The 11646-nt window shown below is 64.1% G+C and carries 10 protein-coding genes; 4 read left to right on the forward strand and 6 right to left on the reverse strand.

Translation table 11 applies throughout. From position 1 onward, the window contains the following. Positions 1-97: 97 nt before the first annotated feature. The 3 genes from N3C64_RS12450 to N3C64_RS12460 all read left to right on the forward strand — a co-directional run bounded on the left by N3C64_RS12450 (position 98) and on the right by N3C64_RS12460 (position 2574). A complete protein-coding gene (locus N3C64_RS12450; RefSeq protein ID WP_260014719.1) occupies positions 98-574 on the forward strand; it encodes a peroxiredoxin in 477 nt (158 codons plus the stop codon). Positions 575-770: 196 nt separating this feature from the next. Then, positions 771-2090 (forward strand): M23 family metallopeptidase, encoded by a 1320-nt coding sequence (locus N3C64_RS12455; RefSeq protein WP_260014720.1) that lies wholly within the window; start codon positions 771-773, stop codon positions 2088-2090. After that, positions 2080-2574 (forward strand): bactofilin family protein, encoded by a 495-nt coding sequence (locus N3C64_RS12460; protein ID WP_218629705.1) that lies wholly within the window; start codon positions 2080-2082, stop codon positions 2572-2574. The genes N3C64_RS12455 and N3C64_RS12460 overlap by 11 nt, the downstream gene beginning before the upstream one ends. Positions 2575-2627: 53 nt before the next feature. Here the strand turns inward: N3C64_RS12460 and N3C64_RS12465 are convergent, their stop codons facing one another. Then, on the reverse strand, positions 2628-3227 hold the full coding sequence (locus N3C64_RS12465; RefSeq protein ID WP_311201878.1) for a DUF2189 domain-containing protein: 600 nt from the start codon (positions 3225-3227) through the stop codon (positions 2628-2630). Between the two features lie 371 nt (positions 3228-3598). Between N3C64_RS12465 and N3C64_RS12470 the strand changes: the two genes are divergently transcribed. Next, entirely contained in the window at positions 3599-4747 is a 1149-nt protein-coding gene (locus N3C64_RS12470) for a Hint domain-containing protein (protein WP_260014721.1), read from the forward strand. A gap of 9 nt (positions 4748-4756) precedes the next feature. On the opposite strand, the gene N3C64_RS12475 is transcribed toward N3C64_RS12470, so the two are convergent. The 5 genes from N3C64_RS12475 to N3C64_RS12495 all read right to left on the reverse strand — a co-directional run bounded on the left by N3C64_RS12475 (position 4757) and on the right by N3C64_RS12495 (position 11637). Further along, entirely contained in the window at positions 4757-5296 is a 540-nt protein-coding gene (locus tag N3C64_RS12475; RefSeq protein WP_260014722.1) for an ATP-binding protein, read from the reverse strand. A 3-nt stretch (positions 5297-5299) separates the two neighbouring features. Continuing rightward, positions 5300-6427 carry a peptide chain release factor 2 gene (gene prfB, locus N3C64_RS12480; protein WP_260014723.1) on the reverse strand — a complete coding sequence of 376 codons (1128 nt, stop codon included), beginning with the start codon at positions 6425-6427 and terminating at the stop codon, positions 5300-5302. A 95-nt stretch (positions 6428-6522) separates the two neighbouring features. Continuing rightward, a complete protein-coding gene (locus tag N3C64_RS12485) occupies positions 6523-9084 on the reverse strand; it encodes a penicillin-binding protein 1A (protein ID WP_260014724.1) in 2562 nt (853 codons plus the stop codon). A gap of 140 nt (positions 9085-9224) precedes the next feature. Then, on the reverse strand, positions 9225-10439 hold the full coding sequence (locus N3C64_RS12490; protein WP_260014725.1) for an N-acetylmuramoyl-L-alanine amidase: 1215 nt from the start codon (positions 10437-10439) through the stop codon (positions 9225-9227). A 55-nt stretch (positions 10440-10494) separates the two neighbouring features. Continuing rightward, positions 10495-11637 (reverse strand): pyridoxal phosphate-dependent aminotransferase, encoded by a 1143-nt coding sequence (locus N3C64_RS12495; RefSeq protein ID WP_260014726.1) that lies wholly within the window; start codon positions 11635-11637, stop codon positions 10495-10497. Positions 11638-11646 lie beyond the last annotated feature (9 nt).

Below are 11646 nucleotides of genomic sequence, written 5' to 3' on the forward strand. Positions count from 1 at the left end.
GGGGCTTCATATGCCCCTTTTCGTCCGGCTTTACGGTTTACAATTCGTTTCGCCGACCTAGACCTTAGCACCACGCCCGCAACAGAAGGAGAGGCAAATGCGAGCCATCGGCGAAACCGCGCCAGACTTTACCCTGCCGCGCACCGACAATGGGTCGGGTGAAAGCGCGCTGACGCTCTCGGCGTTGCGCCCGCAACCGGTCGTTCTGTACTTCTACCCCAAGGACGACACGCCGGGCTGCACAACCGAGGCGCTGGATTTCACCCGCCTCGCCGGAGAATTCGCGGCAGCGGGCGCGGTGGTGATCGGCATCTCCAAGGACACGCCCGCCAAGCACGAGAAGTTCTGCGCCAAGCACGGACTCGGCGTGATCCTTGTTTCGGACGAAGCCTCGGATACCTGCGAGCGCTACGGCACCTGGGTCGAGAAAAGCATGTATGGCCGCACCTATATGGGGATCGAGCGGGCGACCTTCCTGATCGACGGCGCAGGCACAATCGCGCGGGTCTGGCCGAAGGTGAAGGTCAAGGGGCACGCCGAGGAAGTGCTTGAGGCGACCCGCGCCATCGCCTGAGATCAGGGGCGCTATCGGCAGGAATCTGCCCATGGCGCCCAAAAAATTGCCACCCTTGGTCGCAGACCGGGCAAAATCGGTTGCGCCACGGGTTTGCCACTTGTTAAGCCCTGTCCAGTTCCGGCGGTCCGGTTTCCCGGCCCACCGATAAGGGCGCCTTGCGCCCGCTGCCCTCGAACGAGACAGGATCACAGGTTTGCCCAGACGCCTCCTCGACCGCGCGAACTCGAGCCTAGAACGCTGGCTGCCCGAGCAACGCCTGTTCATGAAATCGGACAGCTCCACCCGGTTCGTCCGGCTGCGGCCGCTGACTCAGACCGCCGCTCTGGGGGCCGTCGGCATGCTGTTCGTCTGGTCGGTGCTCGCCACCTCGCTGCTGTTCATCGACCGTATCTCCTCGGGATCGGCGCGCGAGCAGGCGGCGATCTCGCAAGCAGCCTTTGAGATGCGCCTCGACAGTCTTGCGCGCGAACGCGACGCCCGCGCCCGCGAAGCCTCCGCCGCGCAGCAACGCTTCCAGACCGCGCTCGAGCAGGTCTCGCAGATGCAGACCGCGCTGCTTTCCTCGGAAGAGCGGCGGCGCGAGCTGGAAACCGGGATCAACGTGATCCAGTCCACCCTGCGCCGCACCATGAACGAGCGCGACACCGCACGCCTTGAACTCGCCGATGCCCATGGCGCGGACGTGCAGAAAGGCCTGTCGCCCGAGGCGCGCGTGCACGATCTGGACCGGACGATGGACATGCTGACCGCTGTTCTGGGCCGCACCGCCGCGCAGCGTGATGCCGCCGCCCGCGACGCTGAGGCCGCGCGCCTTGAGGCTGAGGATATCGCCCTTGAGAAGCGCCTGATGGAAGAGCGCAACGACGAGATCTTCACCACGCTCGAAGGCGCCGTGCAGATCTCGATGGAGCCGCTGAACAAGATGTTCAAGGCCGCAGGCATGAACCCCGACTCGATCCTGTCGCAGGTTCGGCGCGGCTACTCCGGCACCGGCGGCCCGCTGCTGCCGATCGCCTATTCGTCGAAAGGTGCCCTTGATCTGAGCGCCGACACCGACCGCGCGAACGAGATCCTGACCCGTCTCGACGAGATGAACATGTATCGCATCGCGGTTGACCGCCTGCCCTTCGCGCTTCCGGTCAAACAGGGTTCGTTCCGTTTCACCTCGCCCTATGGCTACCGCTGGGGCCGTCTGCACGCTGGCATCGATCTGGCCGGCCGTGTCGGCACCGACATTCACGCCCCCGCCGACGGCACCGTCACCGATGCCGGGTGGGAGAACGGCTATGGCAACGTCATCAAGATCCGGCACGAGTTCGGAATCACGACCGTCTATGCCCATCTGTCCAAAATCCGCGTGAAGGCCGGGCAAAAAGTCTCGCGCGGGGAGCTTATCGGTGATATGGGCAATACCGGTCGGTCCACGGGGCCGCATCTGCACTATGAAATCCGGGTGGACGGTTCACCCACCAACCCGATGACATTCATCAAGGCTGCCAAAGATGTTTTCTAAGAGCAAAATCCACGAGCCCGGCCCCAAGGCCGCTTCGGAAACCGAAAAGCCCAAGGCTGCCGACGCAACGCCGCCGGCCCGCCCGCTTGGGGACTTTGCCCCCACGAGCCGCAACAAACCCGCCGCCTCGGTGCTGTCGTCCGACCTGACGATCGTCGGCAACGTCAAGACGACCGGCGATATCCAGGTTGAGGGTGTTGTCGAGGGCGACATCCGTGCGCATCTGCTGACCGTGGGCGAAAGCGCCACCATCAAGGGCGAGATTGTCGCCGATGACGTCGTGGTGAATGGCCGCGTCGTGGGCCGCGTGCGCGGCCTTAAGGTGCGCCTGACCTCGACCGCGCGCGTCGAAGGCGACATCATCCACAAGACCATCGCCATCGAATCCGGTGCGCATTTCGAGGGTTCGGTGCAGCGTCAGGACGACCCGCTTCAGGGCACCGGCGCCCCCAAGCTGGCCCCGCCGAGCACCCCCGAGGCCTGATCGGCCCCGGCAACGAATTGGAAAGGGCAGCCCTGCGGCTGCCCTTTTTCATTTCAGACCGTCAACTGGCGGTACATATGCCAACTGGCGTGTCCGAGGACCGGCAGCACGATGAACAGCCCCAGAAACAGCGGCAACATCCCAAGGAACAAAAGCCCCGCAATCGTTCCCGCCCAGACCATCATCGAGACCGGGTTCGCCATCACCGCCTGAACCGACACGATAATCGCCGAGATGAAATCGACCTCGCGTTCCAGCAGCAGCGGAAGCCCGACCACCGTGAAGGCAAACAGCACCAGCGCAAAGGCTCCACCGACCGCCGTGCCGAACAGAAGCATCGCAGGGCCATTTCCGCTGAGAAGCACCCCAAGCGGGTCGGTCGAGACATTGGTCATCGCCTGAAGCCCCAGGAACATCGCAAAGGTCATATGTGCGATGAACATCCAGAACATGAACAGAAGCAGGATCACGACCGCCATCGAGGGCAGTTGCCGGTCCTTCTGTGCGAAGATCACGCCCAATACGGAGGGCCACAGCAGCGGCTCGCCCGCCTCGATCCGCCGACTGACCTCGTAAAGGCCAATAGCTGCGAATGGCGCGAGCAGCGGAAAGCCCAGGAAGAACGGCACCAGCCACCATTCCCGGCCGTTCATCGAAAATACCAGCCACAGTACGATCCCTCCCAAGACGTACACGGCGGAAAAGAATAACCCGAAGGCAGGTGCGCGCAGAAAGTCGCGCAGGCCCGCCCTCAGGACACTCGGGATAAGGGCAACCGGCATGTCCCTGATTTCGGGTAATGCTGATGGTCCGCCATCCTCGATATGCGTCATTGTGTCCTCCCTGCTTTTTGCTTACGCTAAGGGCAGTGGTAGCGCTCTCGCAAACAAAAAGATTGGTCGGCATGAAGTGAAGCCCCTCAACACGGGAACGTTTATTTCACGCCTGAAGACTTAGGCTATGTTTGCCGAGCGATCAGAACTCGGCGGATCGTAACCCTCTCGGGAGCCCACGCGTCAAAATCATGGCCGACAGCACCTATACCGGGCCAATCTATCTGACCGGCGACATGGTCGCCCAGCTTTCCAGCAAACCGACAAGCCCGTCCGGCGTCAATCCGGGCCAAACCGGGTATGGCATCGTCATGCCGGGTGTGGATGCGCTCGGCGCCGAGAGCGATCTTTACCGCCTTGTCTGGTGGCAAAACCCGAATACGACCGCGACCAGCTTTATCAGTGGTCAAACGTGGAAACTGCAAAGCTACGACCCGGCTGCGGACACGGATATCGACCCCTACAATGGTGACGCCGGTTGGAAGACCATCCCGGTCTACAGCAGCCTGACGCCCAGAAACGATCTCGTCAGCGGCCTTGGCGCGAGCGACGATTACGTTGTGCTGCAGTCGGGCAGCCACTACCTGCTCTATGACCTGAACGGTGGGCTTCCGCAGTCACCGACAACACTGACCTACTATGCGACCGACGAGAACGGTGATCTGACGGTCGGCGACAACGACGGGCAACTGGACTTCAGTGACGCCTATGCCTCCGGCCCGAACGTGATCTGCTTTGCCGCGGACACGAGGATCGACACGATCTTCGGCGAGTTGCCGGTGGAGGATTTGCGCCCGGGAATACTGGTGCGCACGCTGGATCATGACTTCCAGCCGATCCTCTGGATCGGTCGCAGCGAGGTTTCGCCCAACAGGCTACAGGAGGCGCCGAACCTGCGCCCCATCCGCATCCGGGCGGGCACCGTCGGGCGTGGCAAGCCTGCTGCGGATCTGATGGTTTCGCCGCAACATCGCATCCTCGTGCGCTCACAGATCGCTGCGCGGGTCTGCGGCGAGCCCGAAGTTCTGCTGGGTGCCAAGCACCTGACCTCCCTACCCGGGATCGAGCAGATCACCCCGAAGGACGGCGTGATCTACTTCCACCTGCTCTTCGACCGGCACGAGATCATCTTTGCCAACGGACTGGAGGCCGAATCCTTGCTGACCGGTCCGCAGGCCTGGCGCTCCCTGAGCCCCGGCGCGCGACAAGAAATTCTGACGCTGTTCCCTGAACTGCGAGAGGCCTCGCACGGCCTGCCCGCGCGGACGCTGGCGCTTGGCCGCAAGGCGGTCAGTATCGCACGCCGTCATTTGCTGAACCGAAAACCGCTGCTGTCGTAGCTCTAGCGGTCAGCCAAGACGCGATAGGCATTCCTGCGCAAGTTCCGCCGTCGGACGCGCGCCCGACAACTCCAGCACCGGTGTGATCTGCCCTTCAAGCCAATTGCGGTGGCGTTGCAGACTGCGCCCGCCAAAATAGGGATCGTCATACGAGGCGGCCCAGGTCAGGAACGCGCCATGGTTGCGATGCATGTCGCCGCCCTCGCGCACCCGGTCGCCAAACTTTTCGATCTCGCGCTTGCGGATACGCATCAGGCGGACCGGCGTCGGCGTCACCAGAAACACGATCAGATCGACGCCGGCAATGAACCCATCGCCCCAACTGTCAGCCGAGCCCGACAAGACCCAACCGCCATACGGCCCCGCCGCCTGCGCCAACAGCGAGAGACGCTCGGGCACCGAGCGCTTGAGCGTGAAGGGCGGATCAGAGGGCGCCCAGTAGAAATCATCGGTATCAAGATGCGGCACGCCTAGGCTTTCGGCCAGCGCGCGCCCCAAAGACGAGGTCCCCGATCCTGCGGCGCCGGTGATATAGACCCGCGCCGCCATCGATCAATCCTCGCCTTGCGCGTCGGCGCGCGATTTGCCCGCCACATCCATGGCCAGTGTCGCCGCCATGAACCCGTCGAGATCGCCGTCCAGAACGCCCTGCGTATCCGAGGTCTCGTAGCCCGTGCGCAGGTCTTTCACCATCTGGTAGGGCTGAAGCACGTAGGAACGGATCTGGTTGCCCCAGCCCGCCTCGCCCTTGGCCTCATGCGCGGCGTTGATCGCGGCGTTGCGCTTGTCGAGTTCAAGCTGATAGAGCCGCGAGCGCAGCGCGTTCATCGCGATCTCGCGGTTCTGGTGCTGCGACTTCATCGACGAGGTGACGACAATGTTGGTCGGCAAGTGGGTGATCCGCACCGCCGAGTCGGTGGTGTTCACGTGCTGGCCGCCCGCGCCCGACGACCGGTAGGTGTCGATGCGGATATCGCTCGCCGGAATGTCGATCTCGATATTTTCGTCCACGACCGGATAGACCCAGACCGAACAGAATGAGGTATGCCGCCGCGCCGCCGAGTCGTAAGGCGAAATCCGCACCAGACGATGCACGCCCGATTCCGACTTGAGCCAGCCATAGGCATTCGGCCCCGAGATTTTATAGGAGGCCGACTTGATCCCTGCCTCTTCGCCCGCGCTTTCGGCCTGAAGTTCGACCTTGTAGCCCTTCTTCTCGGCCCAACGCGTGTACATCCGCGCCAGGATCGAGGCCCAGTCGCAGCTTTCCGTACCACCCGCACCCGCGTTGATTTCAAGGAAGGTGTCGTTGCCGTCGGCCTCACCGTCCAGAAGCGCCTCAAGCTCCTTGGCGGCAGAGAACTCGCGCAGTTCCTTGAGCGACTTTTCCGCCTCCGAGACGATCTCGGGGTCTTCCTCCATCTCGCCCAGTTCGATCAACTCGACGTTGTCGGTCAGATCGCGGTCAATGCGCTTGTAGGTCTCGACCTTGTCCATCAGCATCTGACGCTCGCGCATCAGCTTTTGCGCGCGCGCCGGGTCCGACCACAGGTCGCCATCCTCGATCATCGCGTTGAATTCTTCCAAACGGTGCGGAGCGGTTTCCCAATCCATCCGCTGGCCCAGAAGTTTCAGCGACTTCTTGATCGCTTCCACGGTATTCAGCGTCTCGGCGCGCATATCGCGTTCGTCCTCTTTATCGTCTTGCGGGCGGTGATACAGCCAAGGTCACGCGCGGGCAAGGCTTGCCCGCGCCCTGTGGCAGCTGCCCGGTGTCAGTAAAGCCCGCCCGAGCTGAGCGTGCCAAAATCGGCTTTCTTCGGAATAACGGCGCGCTCGCCGGTCGAGGTGATGATCTCGGTGCCCTCGCCGTCGGTCTCGCCCTGCGCAAACAGCGGCAGGTTCGCCCCCATGGCAAAGCCGCCATCCACGATCAGGCCAAGGCCGAACATGCCGTCCTGCCCCTCGCGCAGGTATTCGGCCTGAACGAAATCGCCCGTGGCATCGTCCGAGAGACGCTCGCCGGTGTAGCGGTTGAACTTGGCCCAGTAGCCGCCCGGAGGGGCCTTGAACCGGCCGCCGCCGTATTCCTTGATCGCCTCGGTCATGAAGGCATTGAACACCGGCACGCAGAGCGTGCCCCCATAGGCGCCGCGCCCCAGCGTGCGGGGCTGGTCATAGCCCATGTAGCAGCTTGCCACGATGTTCGAGGTGAAGCCGGTGAACCACACGTCTTTTGCGTCGTTCGTCGTCCCGGTCTTGCCCGCCACCGGCACCGGCAGGTTGACGCCCGAGCCGGAGCCGCGCTGAACCACGCCCTCCATCATCGAGACCATCTGATAGGCGGTGACCGGGTTGATGACCTGCTCGCGCTCGGCGCGGATGCGCGGACCAAGCCCCTCGGCCAGGATCTCCTTGCCGCAATCCTCGCAGACGCGCTGATCATGGCGATAGACCGTACGACCCCAGCGGTCTTGCACCCGGTCCACCAGCGTCGGCTCCACCCGCTGCCCGCCGTTGGCGAACATCGCATAGGCGCTGACGATCTGGTACATCGTGGTTTCCTGAGCACCGAGCGCGTTTGCGAGGAACGGGCTCATCGGATTGTAGACGCCGAACTGCTCGGCATATTGCGCGACCGTCTCCATCCCGATTTCCTGCGCGATACGCACGGTCATCAGGTTTCGCGACTGCTCAAGCCCGGTGCGCATGGGCGTCGGCCCGTAGAATTTGTTCGACGCGTTCTTGGGGCGCCATAGGCCTTGCGGAGTGTTCACCTCGATCGGTGCGTCCACGACGATGGTCGCCGGGGTAAAGCCCTTGTCCAGCGCCGCCGCATAGACGAAGGGCTTGAAGTTCGAACCCGGCTGCCGCATCGCCTGCGTCGCGCGGTTGAAAACCGATGCCTGATAGCTGAAGCCACCCTGCATCGCGATCACGCGCCCGGTGTTGATGTCCATCGCCATGAAGGCGCCCTCGACCTGGGGCACCTGACGCAGGCTCCAGCGCACGAAGGAGCCGTCCTCGTCCTTGGTAACGGCGCGCACCAGAACCACATCGCCCAGATCCACAAGGTCCGACGCGCGCTTGGCCTTGGGGCCAAGCTTGCCATCGTCCTTCAGCTTCTTGGCCCAGGTGACATCTTCGGCCGGAATCCAGTGGCCGTCGCCATCTTCTTCGATGCCTTCGATGCCGATCCGGGCCGAATCCTCGCCCAACTCCAGCACGACGGCGGGATACCAGCCCTCAATGTCACGCGGGGCCTTGTCGGTCGGCACCGCGGCAAGCGCTGCGCGCCACGTCGCCTCATCGCCCAGTTGGTCGGCGGCGATGGTCGCGTCAGTGCCGCGCCAGACGCCTTGGCTACGGTCATATTTCTCCAGCGCGTCTTGCAGCGCCTTGGCCGCGGCGCGCTGCATGTCGGGGTTCACCGTGGCGCGGATCGTCAGACCGCCGCCAAAGAATTCCTCCTGACCGAAGGTCTTCGACAGCTGGCGCCGAATCTCGTCAGTGAAATAGTCACGCGGCGGAAGGGCCTGCCGGAAAGGCGGGAAATCGCCGTTCTGGACCGAGCGCACGGGCTGCTGGCGCTCGCTCTCATAGGTCGCCTCGTCGATATAGCCGTTCTGCCACATCTCGCGCAGCACGTAGTTCCGGCGGCCTTCCAGCTTTTCCTTGTTGCGCACGGGATGGAAGTTCGAGGGCGCAGCGGGCATCGCGGCCAACGTTGCGGCCTCATGCGGCGCCAACTCGGACAGCGTCTTGTTGAAATAGGTCTGGGCAGCGGCCGCAACGCCGTAAGAGTTCTGGCCCAGGAAAATCTCGTTCATGTAGAGTTCGAGGATCCGCTCTTTCGACAACGCCTCCTCGACGCGCGAGGCCAGGATCAACTCCTTGATCTTGCGCTCAACCGAGCGGTCGGAGCTGAGCAGGAAGTTCTTCATCACCTGCTGCGTGATCGTTGATGCGCCGCGCAGATCGCGCCCGCCCGATTTGACCGCCTGCACAGCCGCCGCCACCATGCCGCGCGCGTCGTAGCCGCGGTGGACCCAGAAGTTCTTGTCCTCGGCCGAGACGAAGGCGTTCTTGACCAGATCGGGGATCTCGCTGACCGGCACAAAGATCCGGCGCTCTTCGGCGAATTCGTCGATCAGTCGCCCCTCGCCGTTATAGATGCGCGAGATCGTCTTGGGGGTGTATTGGGCAAGCTGCTCGTGGCTGGGCAGGTTGCGCGAATACATCCAGAAGATCGCGCCCAAGGTCAGCGCGGCGAAAAACACCGCGGTCACGATCCACGAGAAGAGACCCCCGAGCGACGACAGGACGAAACGGATCACAAGCACCCCCATGGGGCCGATTGCCCCGTTCGGCCGCCCGTATATCGCGCGCGCGCGCGCGGGTCAAAACAACTTGGCGTCAGGCCGGCGGCGATGCGCCCGCGACAGGGCGCGGTGGACGATTTTTGCGCCCCCCGTCGCTACTTGCGTAGCAGACGCGCCTCGGCGGCATCAGCCTGCGCCCAGCTTTCGACCCCCTTCACCACCGCGCGAGCCATGCGTTTGCGCCACTCGGCGTCGAGCAGCCGAACACGGTCCGCCTCGGAGGACAGGAACCCCAGTTCCAGCAGCAGCGAGGGGATATCGGGCGATTTCAGCACCGAGAAATCCGCGCCCTGCACCGGATGGCGGTGCATCTTCAGCCCCTCGGCCTTGATCGCCCCCGCCAGAACCTGTGCAAGGCGAAGGCTGCGCGGATGGGTCTCAACCCGCGCCAGATCCATCAGCACCCCGGCGACGGCATCGTCATGACCCGACAGATCGACGCCAGCAAGCAGGTCCGCACGATCATGGCGCTCGGCCAGCTTTTGCGAGGCCGCATCCTGTGCCGCGTCATCGAGCAGATAGACAGTGGCACCGGTCGCCTCCCCCTCGGCGAGCGCATCCGCATGGAGCGACAGCAGCAGGTCCGCCCCGACGGCGCGGGCAACCGTGATCCGGGTTTCGAGTGGGACAAAGATGTCCTCTTCGCGGGTCATAAGCACTTCCATACCCGCCCGCGTCATCGCCTCTTTCAGATCGCGCGCGAAGGTCAGCACCAGCACCGCCTCGCTCTGCGCGTCAGCCTCGGCGCCGGGGTCGATGCCGCCATGGCCGGGGTCAAGCACCACACGCAAGGGCCGCGCCCCGTCTTGCCGACGATGCGGCGCCTCGGTCACCGCCGGTTGCGGCAGATCCCACAGCACCGAGGATGGCGCGCCCACGCGCGCGGTGAAATCCTCGGGCAAAACAGGTTCCAGCCGCACGCGCACCGACGCCGCGTCGGGCGCGGTTTCCTCGACCGCCTCAAGCAAGCGCATCGGCCCCGGAAGCTCTGCCACAAGGCGCGACCAGCCGGGCCGGAAACGACCCCAGCGAAGGCCTTGCAACACCCCGCCCTCGTTCAGATCCGCCGGGTTCTGGCCGGTAAAATCCACCTCGCGGAAATCGACGATCAGGCGCGGCGGTCCATCCAGCAGATAGGCACGGAAGGGAACCGGCTGGCTGATGCCCAGAACGATCTCGGTCTGGCCATCGGTCGCACGGACATGGCTGCGCGCGGGCTCAACTCGTGCAAGCGCCGAGAAATCCTGTGCCTGAACCAGTCCAATGCCCGCCAGCCACGCCAGCGCGATGCCCAAGAGAATGCGTTTCATGCCGCCCTGCCCGTTTTCGCGCAGTATAGCGCGCCGCAAACGCCTGAGAAACCGCTCAACCGCGCGCAGCCATGAAACGGGTCAGACGACCGAGCCCCTCGGCGATATCGGCGGTGGCGCGGGCATAGGAAAAGCGCAGGGTCCGTGCGCCGCGACGCGGATCGAAATCGAGCCCCGGCGTTACGGCCACACCTGCCTTTTCCAAGATCTCGGCGGCGAAGGCCACGCTGTCCTGCGTCAGATCCGAGACATCGGCGTAGATGTAGAAGGCTCCGTCGGGCGGCGCGATCTTGGTGAACCCGGCCTTCGGCAGGCCCTCCAGCATCAGGCGACGGTTCTCGGCATAGACGGCGCGGTTCGCCTCCAGCTCGTCGATGCAGTCAAGCGCGGCGAGCGCCGCAATCTGACTGGCATGGGGCGGGCAGATGAACAGGTTCTGCGCCAGCCGCTCGACCGTGCGGATGTGATCCTCGGGCACGACCATCCAGCCCACGCGCCAGCCCGTCATCGAGAAATACTTCGAGAAGGAGTTAATCACATAGGCCTGATCCGAGATCTCAAGCGCGCTGACCGCCCGATCACCGTAATGCAGGCCGTGGTAGATCTCGTCCGAGATGAAGGCGATGTCGCGTGCCGCGGCCTCGGCCATCAGGGCGGCCAGTTGCGGCTTGCCGAGCATCGTCCCCGAGGGGTTGCCGGGCGAGGCCACGATCAAGCCCTGCACATCGGCGGGGATCTCGGAGGGCACGGGCTGATAGCGGTTCTCGGGGCGGCTCTGGATGCCGACCGGCGTGACCGACATGGCGCGCAGGATCTGGCGATAGCTCGGGTAGCCGGGTTCGCCCAATGCCACGCGGTCGCCCGCATCAAAAAGCGCCGAGAAGGCCAGCACGAAGGCGCCCGACGATCCCGCCGTTACCACCACCCGCGCCGGGTCCAGATCGACGCCATACCAGCGCGCGTAAAGCCGCGCGATCCCTTCGCGCAGCGCAGGCAGCCCCAACGAAACCGTGTAGCCAAGAGAGTCGCGCTCCAACGCCTCCGCCAGTGCGGCACGCGCCTGAGCCGGTGCGGGCGTCGACGGCTGTCCCACCTCCATATGAATGATATGGCGCCCGGCGGCCTCTGCGGCACGCGCAGCCTCCACCACATCCATCACAATAAAGGGATCAACCTGACCACGGCTTGAGAAACGCATCTTCTGCCT

Origin of the sequence: Sedimentimonas flavescens (assembly GCF_025154035.1) — a bacterium.
Taxonomy (GTDB): Bacteria; Pseudomonadota; Alphaproteobacteria; order Rhodobacterales; family Rhodobacteraceae; genus Rhodobacter; species Rhodobacter flavescens.